The organism is Actinomadura parmotrematis, from assembly GCF_019458805.1.
In the GTDB taxonomy this organism is placed as follows: domain Bacteria; phylum Actinomycetota; class Actinomycetes; order Streptosporangiales; family Streptosporangiaceae; genus Spirillospora; species Spirillospora parmotrematis.
Window position 1 is genome coordinate 423,614 of record NZ_JAIBOA010000001.1, and the last position, 15,513, is coordinate 439,126.

Annotated in this window: 17 protein-coding genes; 10 read left to right on the top strand and 7 right to left on the bottom strand. The window is 75.1% G+C overall.

Going from position 1 to position 15,513, the window contains the following annotated elements:
* Nucleotides 1-76 precede the first annotated feature (76 nt).
* Together uvrB and K1Y72_RS01935 are read left to right on the top strand one after the other, a co-directional pair.
* Nucleotides 77-2,194, top strand: coding sequence for an excinuclease ABC subunit UvrB (gene uvrB / locus K1Y72_RS01930; protein WP_220162562.1), 2,118 nt, complete (start codon nucleotides 77-79; stop codon nucleotides 2,192-2,194).
* Nucleotides 2,195-2,249: 55 nt separating this feature from the next.
* Nucleotides 2,250-2,765: a GNAT family N-acetyltransferase gene (locus K1Y72_RS01935; protein ID WP_220162564.1), complete on the top strand. Its 516-nt coding sequence runs from the start codon at nucleotides 2,250-2,252 to the stop codon at nucleotides 2,763-2,765.
* Here K1Y72_RS01935 and K1Y72_RS01940 read toward each other — a convergent pair.
* Entirely contained in the window at nucleotides 2,725-2,949 is a 225-nt protein-coding gene (locus K1Y72_RS01940; RefSeq protein ID WP_220162566.1) for a hypothetical protein, read from the bottom strand. The genes K1Y72_RS01935 and K1Y72_RS01940 overlap by 41 nt on opposite strands.
* 117 nt (nucleotides 2,950-3,066) lie before the next feature.
* On the bottom strand, nucleotides 3,067-3,654 hold the full coding sequence (locus K1Y72_RS01945; RefSeq protein ID WP_220162567.1) for a DUF4126 domain-containing protein: 588 nt from the start codon (nucleotides 3,652-3,654) through the stop codon (nucleotides 3,067-3,069).
* A 146-nt stretch (nucleotides 3,655-3,800) separates the two neighbouring features.
* On the opposite strand from K1Y72_RS01945, the gene K1Y72_RS01950 reads away from it, so the two are divergent.
* Complete coding sequence (locus K1Y72_RS01950) at nucleotides 3,801-4,853, top strand: SGNH/GDSL hydrolase family protein (RefSeq protein ID WP_220162570.1); 1,053 nt, start codon at nucleotides 3,801-3,803, stop codon at nucleotides 4,851-4,853.
* Nucleotides 4,854-4,859: 6 nt separating this feature from the next.
* On the opposite strand, the gene bla is transcribed toward K1Y72_RS01950, so the two are convergent.
* Nucleotides 4,860-5,807: a class A beta-lactamase gene (bla, locus tag K1Y72_RS01955; protein WP_258571744.1), complete on the bottom strand. Its 948-nt coding sequence runs from the start codon at nucleotides 5,805-5,807 to the stop codon at nucleotides 4,860-4,862.
* Between the two features lie 213 nt (nucleotides 5,808-6,020).
* Between bla and K1Y72_RS01960 the strand changes: the two genes are divergently transcribed.
* Nucleotides 6,021-7,079 (top strand): NAD-dependent epimerase/dehydratase family protein, encoded by a 1,059-nt coding sequence (locus K1Y72_RS01960; protein ID WP_220162572.1) that lies wholly within the window; start codon nucleotides 6,021-6,023, stop codon nucleotides 7,077-7,079.
* A 16-nt stretch (nucleotides 7,080-7,095) separates the two neighbouring features.
* Here K1Y72_RS01960 and K1Y72_RS36945 read toward each other — a convergent pair whose 3' ends face one another.
* Complete coding sequence (locus tag K1Y72_RS36945) at nucleotides 7,096-8,559, bottom strand: aminotransferase class I/II-fold pyridoxal phosphate-dependent enzyme (RefSeq protein ID WP_220162574.1); 1,464 nt, start codon at nucleotides 8,557-8,559, stop codon at nucleotides 7,096-7,098.
* A 189-nt stretch (nucleotides 8,560-8,748) separates the two neighbouring features.
* On the opposite strand from K1Y72_RS36945, the gene K1Y72_RS01970 reads away from it, so the two are divergent.
* From K1Y72_RS01970 to K1Y72_RS01980, 3 genes are all read left to right on the top strand, one after another.
* Nucleotides 8,749-9,801, top strand: a complete 1,053-nt coding sequence (locus K1Y72_RS01970) for a tyrosine-protein phosphatase (RefSeq protein ID WP_258571745.1) — start codon at nucleotides 8,749-8,751, stop codon at nucleotides 9,799-9,801.
* Between the two features lie 238 nt (nucleotides 9,802-10,039).
* Entirely contained in the window at nucleotides 10,040-10,198 is a 159-nt protein-coding gene (locus K1Y72_RS01975) for a hypothetical protein (RefSeq protein WP_220162576.1), read from the top strand.
* Between the two features lie 128 nt (nucleotides 10,199-10,326).
* A complete protein-coding gene (locus tag K1Y72_RS01980) occupies nucleotides 10,327-10,551 on the top strand; it encodes a hypothetical protein (RefSeq protein WP_220162578.1) in 225 nt (74 codons plus the stop codon).
* Here K1Y72_RS01980 and K1Y72_RS01985 read toward each other — a convergent pair.
* Nucleotides 10,526-11,422, bottom strand: coding sequence for a hypothetical protein (locus tag K1Y72_RS01985; protein WP_220162580.1), 897 nt, complete (start codon nucleotides 11,420-11,422; stop codon nucleotides 10,526-10,528). The genes K1Y72_RS01980 and K1Y72_RS01985 overlap by 26 nt on opposite strands.
* A gap of 122 nt (nucleotides 11,423-11,544) precedes the next feature.
* Nucleotides 11,545-12,888 carry an MFS transporter gene (locus tag K1Y72_RS01990; RefSeq protein WP_220162582.1) on the bottom strand — a complete coding sequence of 448 codons (1,344 nt, stop codon included), beginning with the start codon at nucleotides 12,886-12,888 and terminating at the stop codon, nucleotides 11,545-11,547.
* 96 nt (nucleotides 12,889-12,984) lie between these two features.
* Here K1Y72_RS01990 and K1Y72_RS01995 point away from each other — a divergent pair, with 96 nt between their 5' ends.
* Nucleotides 12,985-13,866: a LysR family transcriptional regulator gene (locus K1Y72_RS01995; protein ID WP_220162584.1), complete on the top strand. Its 882-nt coding sequence runs from the start codon at nucleotides 12,985-12,987 to the stop codon at nucleotides 13,864-13,866.
* Here K1Y72_RS01995 and K1Y72_RS02000 read toward each other — a convergent pair.
* Nucleotides 13,845-14,240 carry a DoxX family protein gene (locus tag K1Y72_RS02000; RefSeq protein ID WP_220162586.1) on the bottom strand — a complete coding sequence of 132 codons (396 nt, stop codon included), beginning with the start codon at nucleotides 14,238-14,240 and terminating at the stop codon, nucleotides 13,845-13,847. The genes K1Y72_RS01995 and K1Y72_RS02000 overlap by 22 nt on opposite strands.
* 133 nt (nucleotides 14,241-14,373) lie before the next feature.
* On the opposite strand from K1Y72_RS02000, the gene K1Y72_RS02005 reads away from it, so the two are divergent.
* Nucleotides 14,374-14,910 carry a hypothetical protein gene (locus tag K1Y72_RS02005; RefSeq protein WP_220162588.1) on the top strand — a complete coding sequence of 179 codons (537 nt, stop codon included), beginning with the start codon at nucleotides 14,374-14,376 and terminating at the stop codon, nucleotides 14,908-14,910.
* A gap of 245 nt (nucleotides 14,911-15,155) precedes the next feature.
* Nucleotides 15,156-15,476, top strand: a complete 321-nt coding sequence (locus K1Y72_RS02010) for a hypothetical protein (RefSeq protein WP_220162590.1) — start codon at nucleotides 15,156-15,158, stop codon at nucleotides 15,474-15,476.
* Nucleotides 15,477-15,513: the final 37 nt, after the last annotated feature.

The window sequence follows — 15,513 nt, forward strand, 5'->3', positions numbered from 1 at the left end:
CCGGATTGTCGTACCTGCTGCATACAGTGGAGGCAACGCGGGGCCCGCCGGGCCCCCGGTACGGGAAAGGGCGGGCATGCGGCCGATCACCGACCTGCAGCGCAAGGTGGCGCCGATCGAGGTCGTCACCGAGATGACCCCCTCGGGCGACCAGCCGCAGGCGATCGCCCAGCTCACCGAGCGCATGGAGCGGGGCGACCGGGACGCGGTGCTGCTCGGCGCCACCGGCACCGGCAAGACCGCCACCGTCGCCTGGCTCGCCGAGAAGCTCCAGCGGCCCCTGCTTGTCATGCAGCCGAACAAGACCCTCGCCGCCCAGTTCGCCAACGAGCTGCGCGAGATGCTGCCCAACAACGCCGTCGAGTACTTCGTCTCGTACTACGACTACTACCAGCCCGAGGCCTACATCCCGCAGACCGACACCTACATCGAGAAGGACTCGTCGATCAACGACGAGGTCGACCGGCTGCGGCACTCGGCCACCAACTCCCTGCTCACCCGCCGCGACACCGTCGTCGTCGCGTCGGTGTCGTGCATCTACGGCCTCGGCACCCCGCAGGAGTACGTCGACAACATGCTCCCGCTCCGCGTCGGGCAGGAGATCGACCGCGACGACCTGCTCCGCCGCCTGGTCTCCATGCAGTACTCGCGCAACGACCTGGCGTTCACCCGCGGCACCTTCCGGGTCCGCGGCGACACCATCGAGGTCATCCCGCAGTACGAGGAGCTCGCCGTCCGGATCGAGATGTTCGGCGACGAGATCGAGAAGCTCGCCACCCTGCACCCCCTCACCGGCGAGGTCCTCGCCGAGGAGCAGGAGATGTACGTCTTCCCCGCCTCGCACTACGTCGCCGGCACCGAGCGCATGGAGCGCGCGATCACCGCGATCGAGGCCGAGCTCGCCGAGTCCCTCGCCGCCATGGAGCGCCAGGGCAAGCTGCTGGAGGCGCAGCGCCTGCGGATGCGCACCACCTACGACATCGAGATGATGCGCCAGGTCGGCACCTGCTCGGGCATCGAGAACTACTCCCGGCACATCGACGGCCGCGCCGCCGGCACCGCCCCCAACACCCTGCTGGACTTCTTCCCCGAGGACTTCCTCCTCGTCATCGACGAGTCCCACCAGACCGTCCCGCAGATCGGCGCGATGTACGAGGGCGACGCCTCCCGCAAGCGGATGCTCGTCGAGCACGGCTTCCGGCTCCCCTCGGCGATGGACAACCGGCCGCTGAAGTGGGAGGAGTTCCTGGAGCGCATCGGGCAGACGGTGTACCTGTCGGCGACGCCCGGCTCCTACGAGCTGAACCGGGTGAAGGGCGACGTCGTCGAGCAGGTCATCCGCCCGACCGGCCTCATCGACCCCGAGATCGTCGTCAAGCCCACCAAGGGGCAGATCGACGACCTGGTCCACGAGATCCGCGAGCGCACCGACCGCGACGAGCGGGTCCTCGTCACCACCCTCACCAAGAAGATGTCCGAGGACCTCACCGACTACCTGCTGGAGCTCGGCATCCGGGTCCGCTACCTGCACTCGGAGGTCGACACGCTGCGCCGCATCGAGCTGCTGCGCGAGCTGCGGAGCGGCGAGTTCGACGTGCTGGTCGGCATCAACCTGCTGCGCGAGGGCCTGGACCTGCCCGAGGTGTCGCTGGTGGCGATCCTGGACGCCGACAAGGAGGGCTTCCTCCGCTCGGAGACCTCCCTCATCCAGACGATCGGCCGCGCCGCCCGCAACGTGTCCGGCCAGGTCCACATGTACGCCGACCGGATCACCCCCTCGATGGAGCGGGCGATCGACGAGACGGCCCGGCGCCGCGCCAAGCAGCAGGAGTACAACACCGAGCACGGCATCGAGCCGCGCGCGCTGCGCAAGCGCATCGCCGACATCCTGGACTCCCTGGTCCGCGAGGACGCCGACACCGAGACGCTGATCGGCGGCGCCGGCCGCCAGCAGAGCCGCGGCAAGGCGCCGGTGCCGGGCCTGGCCTCCCGCACCCGCGAGGCCGGCCGGCACGCCGCCGACCTCGTCGGCGAGCGCCCCCGCGACGAGCTGGAGGGCCTCATCGAGTCGATGACGGCGCAGATGCACCAGGCCGCCACCGACCTGCAGTTCGAGCTCGCGGCCCGCCTCCGCGACGAGATCAAGGAGCTGAAGCGCGAGCTGCGCGACATGAAGGAGGCCGGCGTCAGCTGACCCGGCGGCGGTAAAGCGGTGGGGCGGGGGCGGGACGGCGGCCTACGATCGCGGCATGGACACCGACGTGCGTCTCGCCGGCCCCGGCGACCTCGACGGGCTGCCCGCGATCGAGAACAGCGGCGACCCCCTGTTCGCCGAGCTCGGGATCGTCTTCGGGCCCGGTCCGACCGTCATCGAGAAGCTGCGCGGCACCGGCGCCGAGGTGCTGGTCGCGGGCCGCCCGCCGGTCGGGTTCGCCGCGACCTCGCCGGTCGACGGCGCCGTGCACCTGGAGCAGATCTCGGTGCGCGCCGACCTCGTGCGGCGCGGTATCGGCGGGCGGCTGCTGCGGGCCGTCATCGCGCGGGCCGCGGCCGCCGGGGCGCCCGGCGTGTCCCTGCTGACCTTCCGCGACGTGCCGTTCAACGGCCCCTGGTACGCCGCGCACGGCTTCGCCGTGCTGCCCGCCGAGCGCTGGGGGCCGGGCCTCCGCGGCTACCGGGGCGCCGAGGCCGCCGAGGGGCTGGACCGCCTCGGCGCCCGGCAGGTCATGTGGCGGCCGACCGCGCCGGGGGACGCCGCGCGATGAGCGGCGCGTCGTCGGAGCAGGAGAACAGGGCGGCGCCGTCGGCGGTCCGGCCGACGCGGAGCCGCGGGGCGGGCCACCGCTTGCCGCACACCACGCAGGCCCGCCCGGCGCGCTGGGCGCGCGACAGGCCCGCCGTGTCGAACACGACGTCGTCCGCCTCCCGCGACCGTTCCGGTCGTGTCATGGTGCCGTCCTTCCGATCGCGGCGCCGCGTCCTGCGGCGGCCCGGCGGATCGCCGGTACCCGTCTGATCCGGTGGGAATCATGCCACTCCTGGGCGGCCCGCGGGCAACCCCGCCGGTCAGGCGGGCGCGGGGGCCCGCCGGCGGCGCCTGCGGCGGCGGATGAGGCGGAACGCCGCGTACCCGCACAGCACGAGCACCACCAGCGCGACCACCGGCGCGACGATCGCCACCACGCTCATGGCGACGGCGGCGACGTCCTCCAGGACGCTCACCACCGGCGCGCCGGTGCCCGCCGTGCCGGCGTTCACCACCGGCCGCGCGGCGGCCTTGGTGGAGTGCACGCAGAGCGCGACGACGATGCCCGCGATCCAGCCGATCCAGGCGTGGTCGTGCAGGAAGGTCGAGTGGTCGAGGCGCCCGGCGGCGTCGGTCGCGGCGAACACCGCGCCGCCCGCGGCGGGCCGGACGACGGTCATGACGGCGTCGTTCACCGAGTCGACCAGCGGGACCTTGTCCAGGGTCATCTCCACCACCAGCAGGGCCGCGAGCCCCGCCAGCACCCACCCGTTGGAGAGCCAGCCGAACTCGGCCGGCAGCCGCACCAGGTCGGTGTAGCGGGCGAGCAGCCCGACCAGCAGCATGGGGATGTAGGCGTTGAGGCCGGCGGCGGCGCTCAGCCCGAGGCCCGTCAGAGCCGTGAACATCGTCGAATTCCCTCGCAAGTATCGTGGTGTCCCCTTGGACGCCGCGGGGCCCGCACAGGTTCCTTCCCGACAAAACGGATCTACAACGTAAAGGTCGGAACCCGGTGTCACGATCGGCCGTCTGTGCTGGGGGGAGGCGGGGACGAATGGGACGAATCGGCCACTGGGCGGCGGCGGTGCGCGCGCGCCTCGGAGAGCGCGGCGTCGCGGGGATCGTGCTGGCCGCGCTCGTGGCGGCCATGGTGGTGCCGCTCGTGGCGATGCCGGCGGTGCGCTGCGAGGTGTTCGGGACGGGCTGTGCGCGCCCGCCCGCCGGGTCCGCGCGGGCCGACGCGGTGCCGGTGGCGCGGCGGCCGGTGCTCGCGCCGGCCGAGGTCGCGGCGCGGGGGGGCTACGTCGCGCTCGGCGACTCCTACTCGGCGGGGGTCGGCGCGGAGGCCACCCTGGCCGACCAGAACCCCCTGGACCGCTGCCACCGCACGTCCAAGGCGTACTACCACGCGGTGGCGGGGGCGTTCGCGTTCAAGGGCGGGGGCTTCTACGCCTGCTCGGGCGCCAAGGTCTCCAACGTGCTGCACGGGCAGGCGGGCGAGCCGCCGCAGATCGACCGGGTCACCGCCGGGACGAGCCTGGTGACGATCAGCATCGGCGGCAACGACGTCGGGTTCGCGCGGATCGTCGCGGCGTGCGTGAAGAAGCTGCCGTGGAGCCGGGCCTGCGAGGACCAGGGCGGCGACATCGCGGGCCGGCTGTCCGACCTGCGCCGCGCGCTGCCCGGCCTGCTCGACAAGATCACTACCCGGGCGCCGCGCGCCCGGGTGGTGATCCTCGGCTATCCGCGGGTGTTCTCGGAGGTGGCGGGGGAGCGCGGCGACAACATCTCGATCGAGGACCAGCGCTGGTTGAACGCCCGTGCGCTGGACCTGAACGAGACCATCCGGCGGGCGGCGGCGGAGGCCGACGCGGGCGTCGTCGCGGCGGGCGGCGCGGGGAGCGTGGAGTTCGTCGACGCCTACAGCGCGTTCGCCGGGCACGAGGCGGGCAGCGCCGACCCCTACATGAACGGGCTGACGTTCAACCTGGCGGGGCTGACGGCCGAGCCGCGCAGCTTCCATCCGACGGTGAAGGGGCAGGAGGCGTTCGCGCGGCTCATCACCGCTCAGATCGTCAAGGGGCCGGGGCGCCCGTTCGCGGGGTAGCGGCCGTCAGCGGCCGAGGGCGCGGAGGAGGACGCGGGCGGTGCCGGCGATGGCCTCCTCGTCGGCGGTGCCGGCGGGGTCGGTGCGGCGGCTGAAGACGGCGATGACGACGGGCGCGCCGGTGGGCGGCCAGGCCACGGCGATGTCGTTGGCGGTGCCGTAGGTGGATCCGGTGCCGGTCTTGTTCCCGGCGGTCCAGCCGGGGGGCAGCGCGGACTTGATGCGGGCGCCGCCGGTGATGGTGGCGCGCATCCAGCCGGTGAGGGTGGCGCGGTCGGGGGCGGTGAGCGCTCCGCCGGTGGCGGTGGCGCGCAGGTCGCGGCCCATGGCGGCGGCGGTGGTGGTGTCGCGGTGCTCCCCGGGGCGCCAGATGTTGAGGTCGGTCTCCCAGCGGTCGAGGCGGGAGAGCGGGTCGCCGAGGGAGCGGTAGTAGCGGGTCAGCCCGGCGGGGCCGCCGATCTGGCGGAGGATCATGTTGCCGGCGGTGTTGTCGCTCTGGGTGATGGCGGCCTCGCAGAGGTCGGCGACGGTCATGCCGGCGGTGCCGTGGCCTTTGGTGACGGGGCTGTTGTCCACCTCCTCGGTGTCGGTCCAGTGGACGACGCGGGCCGGCAGGCCGGGGTCGGTGCGGCGGGCCTTGGCGAGGACGGCGGCGCAGGCGATGGCCTTGAAGGTGGACAGGGACGGGAAGCGCTCGCCGTCGTGGTAGCCGGCGGTGCGGCCGGTGCCGGTGTCCACGGCGAACGCGCCGATGCGGGTCTTGCGGGAGGTCTCCAGGGCGTGGATCTCCTTGCGGACGTTCACGGGGGGCGCGGCGGGCGTCCGCTCGACGGCGGCCCGGTCGGCGACGGGCCGGGCGGGGGCGGGCGTTGCGGCGCCGCAGGCGGTGGAGGCGGCGGCGAGCAGGGCCGTCAGGGCGAACGCGGCGGGGCGCGGCCGGACGGTGCGCGGCATGGGGGGCTCCTCGGTCGGGTGCCGATGGCCGGGGTTGATCATCGGGATGACCAGCAGAGCAGATCCCTGTCGGGGGTGTCCAATATCGCTATCGGCGGCGGTCTGATATCGATCTTCATATCGTCTGAGGTCATGCGGGGATGACTGTGCGGCCGGTGCCGGGGTAGGCGGATCCGGACGGGTACGGCGGTCATCGGTACGAGGAGGGGCATCATGCGCGTCGTGGTGATCGGGGCGACGGGGAACATCGGCACGAGCACGGTGCGGGCACTCGCCGCCGATCCGGGGGTGGAGTCCGTCCTCGGGCTGGCGCGGCGGCCGGCGAGCCTGCCGGTGGACAAGGCCGAGTGGGCGACGGCGGACGTGAGGGAGACCGACCTCGTCCCGCTGCTGCGCGGCGCGGACGCCGTGGTGCATTTGGCGTGGCTGTTCCAGCCGACGCACGACCCCGTCGTCACCTGGCGCAACAACGTGCTGGGCAGCGAGCGCGTCTTCGACGCCGTCGCCCGCGCGGGGGTGCCGGCGCTGGTGTACTCGTCCTCGGTCGGCGCCTATTCGCCGGTGCCGCCGGCGGACAAGGGCGCGCCGGTCACCGAGGACTGGCCGACGCACGCGCGCCCGACCGCCGCTTACGGCCGGGAGAAGGCGTACGTCGAGCGGCTGCTGGACGTCTTCGAGCGCGACCACCCCGACCGGCGGGTGGTGCGGATGCGGCCGGGGTTCGTGTTCCAGCGGTCGGCGGCCTCGGGGCAGCGGCGCCTGTTCGCCGGGCCGCTGCTGCCGAACCCGCTGGTGCGGCCGGGGCTGCTGCCGGTGGTCCCCGACATCCCCGGGCTGCGGTTCCAGGTGCTGCACGCGCGGGACGCGGGCGAGGCGTTCCGGCTGGCGGTGACGCGGGACGTGCGCGGGGCGTTCAACCTCGGCGCCGATCCGGTGATCGGCGTGCCGGAGCTGGCGCGGCTGCTGGACGCCCGTCCGGTGCCGGTGCCCGCGCGGGCGGCGCGGGCCGCGCTCGGCGCGGCGTGGCGGCTGCGTCTGGTGCCGGCCTCGCCGGGGCTGCTGGACCTGGCGCTGCACGTGCCGGTCATGGACGTGGCGCGCGCCCGCGGCGAGCTCGGCTGGTCGCCCCGGCACAGCGCGTTCGAGGCGCTGGAGGACTTCCTGTCGGGCCTGCGCGAGGGAGCGGGGGCGGACACGCCCCCGCTGTCGCCTCGCACGAGCGGCCCGGCGCGGCTGCGGGAGCTGCTGACCGGCGTCGGGCGCCGCCCCTGACGCGCGGGGCCGTGCCTCACTCCTCGATGAGCACGCGGACGCTGCCGAGGTCGGGGTCGGCGGCGTCCGGTACGACCATCCCGGCGTTCTTGCCGCTGCCGAGGTAGGCCACGACGGCGGTGTCGAGGCGCTCGCCCGGCAGCGCCGCCGGGATGCCGGGCGGGTAGGGGGTGAGCATCTCGGCGCTGATCCGGCCGGCGGCCTCCTCCAGCGGCACCTGCTCGACGCGGCCGAAGAACGCGTCGCGGGGCAGGACGGCCTGCTCCAGGCGCAGGTCGCGCGGTGCGGGGACGTCGATCGCGGGCGGGTCGGGCAGTTCCCCGGCGCGGCGGGCGAGGTCGCGGATCGCCTCGACCAGGACGGCGGCGGTGTCCTTGTCGTCGGCGTAGGTGAGCTGGGCGCTGGTGCGCCGGTGGTCGGAGACGTGCAGGTCGACGCGGTGGTGCTCGCGCAGCCAGTCGGCGGCCTGGTAGCCCGACACCCCGAGGGCGGACACGTCCATGATGATCTGGAGGGGGTCCAGGTCGGCGGCCTTGCCGGGGCCGAGGAAGGCGTCGTGGTGGACGGTGACGCCGTCGACGCCGTCGAGCTCGGCGCGGGTGGCGTGCGCGAGGTCGAGCGCGGCGCCGAGGAGGCGCGCGCCGTCCTGCACCATCTGGCGGCGCCAGCCGTCGAGGCCCGCGTAGATGAGGACCGACGGGCTGGTGGTGCCGAGCAGGTCGGCGCGCTGCTCCAGCACCGCCGGGTCGACGAGGTCGCCCTGCTGGTGGAACACCGAGCCCTGTTCCAGGCCGCCGCCCATCTTGTGGACGCTGGTGACGCAGACGTCGGCGCCGGCGTCCATCGCCCAGGCGGGCAGGGCGTCGTGGAAGGGCAGGTGCGCGCCCCACGCCTCGTCGACGATGAGGGGGCGGCCGTGCTCGTGGCAGGCGTCGGCGATCGCGGCGAGGTCGGCGCAGGTGCCGTAGGGCGTCGGGCTGGTGACGAGGGCGCCGCGCGCGTCGGGGTGCGCGGCGAGGGCGGCGCGGAAGGCGTCGGCGGACGGCGGGTGGGCCAGGTGCAGGTCGGCGTCGAAGTCCGGGTCGACCCAGACGGGCCGGATCCCGGCGATGATGAGCCCGGCGACGACGGACTTGTGCGCGTCGCGGCCGACGAGGAGCTTCTCGTGCGGCCCGGCGACGGCCAGCATGGCGCTCTTGACCGACAGGGAGCTGCCGCAGGTGGAGAAGAACGTGCGGTCGGCGTGCACGGCGTCGGCCATGAGCTCCTGGGCGCGCTCCAGCACGCGGCCCGAGGACGTGCGGTCGTCCAGCCCGGCGATCGCGAGGACGTCGGAGCGGAACACGTCCGCGCCGAGCGCGTCGCGGACGCGCGGGTCGGTTCCGCGGCCCTGCTTGTGGCCGGGCGGGGTGAACGGCACGTAGCCGCGTTGGTGGTAGGCGTTCAGGGCGTCCAGGACGGGTGCGACGGAATGGTCCATGCGCGGACCCCTGCCCGGAGCGCGCGGGTTGACGCGCCGGGGCGCGGGAGGCCCGGCGGGATAGGGCCTTCCGCGCGCGCCCGATCGGGGGGATCCTGCCGAGGTGAATTGGATTCGCGTTCACTTCACGGTCGTTCCGATCCCGCAGGCTGTCCCGTGCACCCGCCCCCGTCACGAAAGCCGGAGCCCATGACGATCGCCGCGCCCCGCCGCCCCGCCCTGCTGCTGACGCTCACCCTCGCCGCGCCGCTGCTGGTCGCGGCGCCCGCCCGCGCCGCCGCCCCGTCGGTGTTCACCGCCGCCACCGTCGTCCGCGCCGCCGACGGCTCCTACACCGTGCACTGGGAGGCGGCCGGCGCCGGCACCGTCGCGGTGACCGCCGCCACCGACCCGGCCGCCGCCGGGACCGCCGTCGGCGCCGGCGGGACGTCGGGCACCCTGACGGCGTCGGGCCTGCCGGCGGCCGCCCGCTGGTACTTCCGGCTGACGCCCGCGTCGGGGACGCCGCTCGTCGTCGCCGACCGCTCCCTGCACCTGGCGAACGCCCGCAACTTCCGCGACGCCGGCGGCTACCGCACCGCCGACGGGCACTGGGTGCGGATGGGCCTGGTCTACCGGTCCAACAACCTGCACTCGCTCGTGCAGAGCGACCTGGACGCCCTCGCGGCGGTCCGCCTGACGCGCGTGGTCGACCTGCGCAACGTCATGGAGCGCACCGAGGACCCCGACAAGGTCCCGGCCGGCGCCACCTACCAGGTCGCCGACCTGCTGGACGTCACCAAGGGCCTGCCGAGCGGCGGCGACCTCGGCCTCGCGCTGCTGCTCGCGCTGCCGTCCCTGCTGGACTCCTCCAAGGACGCGCAGCAGCAGCTCGGCTACCGCCTCATGGTGAACGCCCCGAGCGCCCGCGCCGCCTACCGCGACATGCTGACCGGCGTCGCCGCGACGCTGAAGCAGAACGGCCCGGCGTCGGTGTTCCACTGCACCGCCGGCAAGGACCGCACCGGCTGGGGCGCGGCCGTCCTGCTGACGCTCCTCGGCGTGGACCGCGCGACCGTCACCGCCGACTTCCTGGCCAGCAACACCTACTACGGCGCCGACAGCGTCCGGCAGAACTGGCTGGACGCGGCGTTCGACGAGGTGAACCGCAAGTACGGGTCCTTCGACGCCTACGTGCGGACCGGCCTCGGCCTGTCCGACGACACCGTCGCCACCCTGAAGGCCGGGCTGCTCACCGACTGAACGGGCGGGGCGGCCGTGCACCCTTTCCCCCGGGGGGAGCGTCTCCTTCCCGTGACGATACCCATGAGGCTGCCGGGGGCCGCCCCCGCGGAGACCGCCGAGGACGTGGTCCAGGAGGCGTTCCTCGGCCTGTCCGAGCGCGACGCCGCGCGGGTCATGCGCGTCAGCGCCGGCACCGTCAAGTCCAACGCCTCCCGGGGGCGCACGGTCCTCGGCAGGCTGCTCGCGGAGGAGGGGAATGAACGCGATGGAGCGGCTGCGGGACGCGGCCGAGCACGAGATGGCGACGGTGGCCGCGGTGCTGGCGGTGCTGGACGCGCTCGTCCCGCTCGCCCACCTGCGCGACGGCGGCCGCACGCCCGTCCTCGGGGGCGCGGGCGCCCGGCCGGCTTCCTGATCGGGGTCTCCTACGGCCGGGCGTCGGTCCGGTCGGCGGCGACGGGCACGGCGACCGCCGAGCGGCGCACCTGGACCGACGCCTCCTGGCTGTCGGCGGCGCTGATCGCCGAGCCCGGCGCCCGCACCGTGGACGGCGCCGTCCTCCGCCCGGACGGCGCCTCCCTGGTCGCGGCGGTGTCCGACCCCAACGACGAGAGCGACCGCACCGAGATCGTCGAGCCGGCGGTGCCGGGCGGCCGCGCCGGCGGCGACCTGCTGTACACCCGCGACCGCACCGTCCACCGCTTCGACGGCGCCCGCGCCGCCGCCCTCACCGGCCGGCGGGTCAGGAGGCGGGCATCGAGGCGATGACCTTCTCCAGCTCGCCGGGGGCCAGCGGCTCGTCCACCGCCAGCGACCAGTCCCAGCGGCCGGCGCGCCAGCGGTGCACGTAGACCTCCGGGTCGCCGAAGGACCCGCCGGTGTAGGGCGGGGCGCCCGCCGGGGTGCGGGCGAGGCGCGCGTCGGCGGGGCCCGGGGCGTCCAGGACGTCCAGCATGACCACCAGCAGCCCGGTCGCCGGGTCGCCGTCGATCAGAGTCGGCTCGCCGAGCGGCGCCGGCCAGTACGCCGGGGACGGGAGCGGGCGGTCGTGGTAGGCGCTGCGCATCGCCTGCCAGCGCCGCTCCCAGGCGTGCTCGGCGGCGTAGGCGTCGGCGGGGTCGAAGCGGCGGGCGGGCACGCCGTCCAGCACGCGCAGGTCCGTCAGCTCCTCGCGGTAGGCGCCGCCGGGCGTCTCGGCGAGCAGGACGAGCGGCAGCTCGGCGTCCACGACCAGCCGCAGCGTCCCGGCGAACGGGGCGTCCAGCGGCACCGCCCACCCGGCGCGGCCGCCGTGCCCGGCGGGGGCGGGGTCGGCGAGGGGGTGGGCGGCGGCGAGCGCGCCGCCCGAGCCGGGGGCGACCAGGCGCTCGGGGGAGGGTTCGAACGCCCACGGGAACCCGTCCTCGGCGTACATCAGGCTGACGCGCTCGCCCTCCTCGCGGACGATGACGCGGCCGTCGAGCTCGCGCCGCCAGTGGCCCGGCGGCGCGAACTCGAACCGCTCGACGGTCGTCACCGTGTCGGGCGGCGGCCACCCGCGGCCGTCGTCGCGGCGCGGGCAGCGCACCGTGTAGGCCCCCGCCAGCGGCGGGCACGGCGCGGACGTCAGGTCCCTCCAGAGCTCGCTCCAGGTCGGCATCCGCGGTCCTCCTCCGGTCCTGCGCCCGTCCGGTCCCCTTCCGCGGGACCGGTCCCCCCGGACCCATCCCCTCCTTGGAGCACCTCATCCACGGACGTCGCGGCCGCCGCCGGGAGCGGGCGTCAGCGGGCCGCCGCGAACGCGGCGCCGGCGGCGGCGCAGGCCGCGGCCGACACCAGCATCGCCCAGCCGGCGCCGGCCGTCGCGGCGGCGCCCATGAGCGCGACGCCGACGGTCGCGCCGGTCTGGCGGACGGCGTTCAGCAGCCCGCCGACCGCGCCCGCCGTCCCGTCCGGAGCGGCGCCGACGATCGCCGCCACCAGCGCGGGCAGCGCCGACGAGACGCCGAAGCCGCACGCCAGCAGGCCCGCCGCCAGCCACGGGTAGCCCGCCCCCGCGAAGGCCGCCGCGGCGAGCGCGGCGCCCCCGGCGGCCAGCAGCGCGAGGCCCGCCAGGATCGGCCCGCGCGGCCCGTACCGCGCCACGATCCGGCCGGTGACGGGCGGATTGGCGACGAACGGCACCGTCAGCGGCAGGAACGCCAGGCCCGTCTCCAGCGGGCTGAATCCGCGCTCGCGCTGCAGCAGCAGCGGCAGCACGAACAGGGCGCCGGTCAGCGCGAAGTTCACCGCCGCGCCCGCCAACAGCCCCGCCCGCACCCGCGCGGACGCCAGCAGCGCCCGATTCAGCACCGGCGCGTCACTGCGGCGCTCCAGCAGGACGAACCCCGCGCCCGCCGCCGCCGTCCCCACGGCCGCGCACGCGGCGTGGACCCAGGCGTACGCACCGGCCGCGATCAGGGTGTCAGTGAACAGCGCGAGCGCTGCGGCGGCGGCGAGCTGCGCGGACCAGTCGATGCGGCGCTCGCCGCGCGGGCACGCGACGGCGCGTCCGAGAGTCAGCGCGAGCACGAGAACGCCGAGCGGCACGTTCACCACGAACACCGCCCGCCACCCGGAGGCCTCGACCAGCGCGCCGCCCGCCAGGGGCCCCGCCGCGACCGCCGCGCCGCTGATCGCCGCCCACGCCGCGATCGCGCGGGCCCGCGCGGCCGGCGCCGGGTACAGCCGGGCGATCATCGCCATGGACGCCGGGACGCACGCCGCCGCCGCGATCCCGAGCACCGCGCGCAGCGCCACCAGCACCCACAGCACGGGCGCGAGCGCGCTCAGCAGCGACGCCAGCGCGAACACCGCGATCCCGGCGCGGAACACCCGCTCGGCGCCGTGCCGGTCGGCGACCGCGCCCGCCGACAGGAGCAGCGCCGCGAACGTCACGGTGTAGCCGGTCGTCGCCCACTGCAGCCCGGCCATCGAGGCGTGCAGCGACGCCGCCAGATCCGGTTCGGCGACCGACAGCACGGTCATGTCCAGCAGCACCATGAAATAGCCGAGCGAGATGCCCGCCAGATAGCGCGCGCGCCCGGCGGGCGCCACCTCGGACGCGGAAGGGGTCAGTACGGTCATGCGGCCGAGTCTGCGTTCGCGCAGGTCGCGGCCTCCACCGCCGCCGCCGCAGGGAGCGTTCGGAATTCCCGAACGCCCGCCGCGGTTGGTGCCGCCGTGGAGCTACGCCAGTTGCGCACCTTCGAGGCCGTCGTCCGCCACCGGACCGTCACCGACGCCGCCGTCGCCCTCGGCCTCGCGCCGTCGTCGGTGTCCCAGCAGATCCGCGCCCTGGAGGACGCGCTCGGCGTCCCCCTGTTCGCGCGCGGCCCGAAGGGCATGGCGCTCACCCCGGCGGGGACGCGCCTGCAGGGCTGGGCGCGCACCCTGCTGGAACAGGCCGAGCAGGCCGCCCGCGACGTGCGGGACGAGCCGCGGCGGCTGCGGCTCGGCGCGCTGGAGACGATCGCGGGCTCGCACGTGCCGCGCGTCCTCGCCCGCCTCGCCGAGCGCCGCCCCGGCGTCGCCGTCGAGGTCGGCACCGACCGCGCCCGCGACGGGCTGTTCGCCGACGTCCTCGCCGGCCGCCTCGACGCCGCCCTGCTGCTGGACTCCGGCGACGGCGTCGGCGGCCTCGGCTTCCCGGTGCCCGCCGGGCCGCTCGCCTTCTGCGACCTGGACCCGGTCCCGCTCGCGCTGGTCGCCGCCCCCGGCCACCCGCTCGCCGGCCGCCCCGCCCTGACCCCGGCCGACCTGCGCGGCGAGCGGCTGCTCGCCAACGTCCCGGCCTGCTCGTTCTGGATGGCCGCCGACCGCGTCCTCGGCCCCGGCCTCGAACGGGTGCGCGCGGGCGGCGTCCCGGTGATGCGGTCCTGGGCCGAGCACGGCCTCGGCATCGCGCTGCTCCCGGAGTTCGCCGTCGCCGACGCCCTGGCGTCCGGCGCCCTCGCCCGCCTCGCCCTCCCGCTGCCCGACCTCAGCCTGCGCCTCGTCTGGCGCGAGGGCGACGACGCCGACCCCGGCGTCCGCGCCCTCCTCTATGCCGCCGCCCGCCCCTGAAACCCGCCCCGCGCGACCGGCCGCAGCGCCCACGACGCCCCCGTCAGCACGAGCAGCGCGCCCAGCACCGCGACCTCGCCCCACCCGAAGCCCTTCCACACGTGCGAGGCGATGGCGGTGGTGTCGGCGAGGACCACGCCCGCGTAGGCCCACTCCTTCAACCGCGGCAGGCGCGGCGCCAGCAGCGCCGCCGCCCCGAGCAGCTTCCACGTCCCGAGGACGACCAGGGCGTACGAGGGGTACCCGAGCCGCTCGGTGACGTCCCGCACCCGATCGACGCGCGCCACGTCCCACGCCCCGCCCACCACCAGCTCCGCGCACACGAGCAGGGTCGCGACCCAGTAGACGGCGCCACGCGCCTTCAGTCCGCTCATGACGGCACCTCCGTTCCACTATGCCCTAATCTGTCTCGCGTAGCCCATCAACATCAGTCCCTGTGTCACCCCGAGCGGAGACCGTCTTGACTTCTCCCGGCCGTACCGGGCGCTTTCGGGCCGAAGGCGCCGCATGAGCGCGCCGGGATCGCGGGTCGTGCTCAGTGATCCGCGCAAGAACGTCAGTCGCTTAGTCTTCGTGCTCGCCGTGCTCGCCGGCCTGTGCGCCTGGAGCGCCGTCGTGCTCGGCAACGCATGGAGGTACGCCCTCGGAGGATGCACGGTCCTCCTGGCGGCCGTCGTCGTCCTGATCCTTGTACAGATGAGGCGGGACGCCGGATACACGCTGTACGTGGACTCGCGCGGCTTGGTCGCGGCCAAGAACGGTCGTGAGGACGTGCTGCCGGGTGAACTGTTCGAGCGCTTCGAGCTCGTGTACGGCGGCCCCACCTCCTTCGCCCGACTCGTCCTGCGCTACCGCCGCGGCTCGCTGCCTGAGCTGCCGAAGCTGCTGCGGCAGCGGGAGATGAGTCCCGGACGCCTGTCTCTGGCGATCCTCGACGGCGGAGAATCAGGCGCTTCGATGGAGGACGGGGACCTGCACCGGCTGCGCGCCTTCGTCAAGGAGAACGGAATGGGGGAGTGGCCCGATGCTCCGTCACCGCGCTGACGACCGGTCGCCGGGCGGCAGCGCGTTCCGTTGATCTACCCTGTCCGGAGGAGAAGCGATGCCGGCCCCCCGACGCCCATCGAGTGGAGACCACGGTGACCCCTCCGAACAGGATCGACCAGGCCCTCGGCACCCGGATCCAGCACGACCCGGGACCCGGGCGGACGGACGGGGGCGGTGCGGCGCCTCCCGGAGGACGCCCGCCGAACATCCGGCCATCGCAACCGACGTCGCCGTTCGGGAACATGCCGATCTCCACCGGGACCGGCGAGGTGCAGTTCGACCACGAGGCGCTCAAGGCGTTCGGCGACAAGCTCGTCACGACGCTCGGCAACGATCTCAGCCATGCGCGCCTGGCGCTGAATGCGGCACCGCGCGAGGTCGAGGCGGGGTCGTTCACCACCTTCTGCGCCGCTCTCGCCCACGCCTACACGCAGGGCGTCGAGTACGCCGACGTCGACCTCGTCACCAAGCTGCGCCGGTTGAAAGAGGCGGGCGACGGGATCGCCACCACCGCCGCGGTCATGGCGGCGGCCGCCGAGGCGAGCACGGTCAAGAAGCAGTAGCCCTTCCCATCCCCCGCAGAGTGGAGGCGTCGCATGG

Bases quoted from the DNA above. Each gene is read 5' to 3' on its own strand.
- bla (WP_258571744.1), bottom strand. From the start codon at position 5,807: ATGCCGCGCACCGTCCGGCCGCGCCCCGCCGCGTTCGCCCTGACGGCC.
- K1Y72_RS01945 (WP_220162567.1), bottom strand. From the start codon at position 3,654: ATGTTCACGGCTCTGACGGGCCTCGGGCTGAGCGCCGCCGCCGGCCTC.
- K1Y72_RS01960 (WP_220162572.1), top strand. From the start codon at position 6,021: ATGCGCGTCGTGGTGATCGGGGCGACGGGGAACATCGGCACGAGCACG.
- K1Y72_RS02000 (WP_220162586.1), bottom strand. From the start codon at position 14,240: ATGAGCGGACTGAAGGCGCGTGGCGCCGTCTACTGGGTCGCGACCCTG.
- K1Y72_RS02010 (WP_220162590.1), top strand. From the start codon at position 15,156: ATGCCGATCTCCACCGGGACCGGCGAGGTGCAGTTCGACCACGAGGCG.
- K1Y72_RS01935 (WP_220162564.1), top strand. From the start codon at position 2,250: ATGGACACCGACGTGCGTCTCGCCGGCCCCGGCGACCTCGACGGGCTG.
- K1Y72_RS01970 (WP_258571745.1), top strand. From the start codon at position 8,749: ATGACGATCGCCGCGCCCCGCCGCCCCGCCCTGCTGCTGACGCTCACC.
- K1Y72_RS01985 (WP_220162580.1), bottom strand. From the start codon at position 11,422: ATGCCGACCTGGAGCGAGCTCTGGAGGGACCTGACGTCCGCGCCGTGC.
- K1Y72_RS36945 (WP_220162574.1), bottom strand. From the start codon at position 8,559: ATGGACCATTCCGTCGCACCCGTCCTGGACGCCCTGAACGCCTACCAC.
- K1Y72_RS01940 (WP_220162566.1), bottom strand. From the start codon at position 2,949: ATGACACGACCGGAACGGTCGCGGGAGGCGGACGACGTCGTGTTCGAC.
- uvrB (WP_220162562.1), top strand. From the start codon at position 77: ATGCGGCCGATCACCGACCTGCAGCGCAAGGTGGCGCCGATCGAGGTC.
- K1Y72_RS02005 (WP_220162588.1), top strand. From the start codon at position 14,374: ATGAGCGCGCCGGGATCGCGGGTCGTGCTCAGTGATCCGCGCAAGAAC.
- K1Y72_RS01990 (WP_220162582.1), bottom strand. From the start codon at position 12,888: ATGACCGTACTGACCCCTTCCGCGTCCGAGGTGGCGCCCGCCGGGCGC.
- K1Y72_RS01975 (WP_220162576.1), top strand. From the start codon at position 10,040: ATGAACGCGATGGAGCGGCTGCGGGACGCGGCCGAGCACGAGATGGCG.
- K1Y72_RS01950 (WP_220162570.1), top strand. From the start codon at position 3,801: ATGGGACGAATCGGCCACTGGGCGGCGGCGGTGCGCGCGCGCCTCGGA.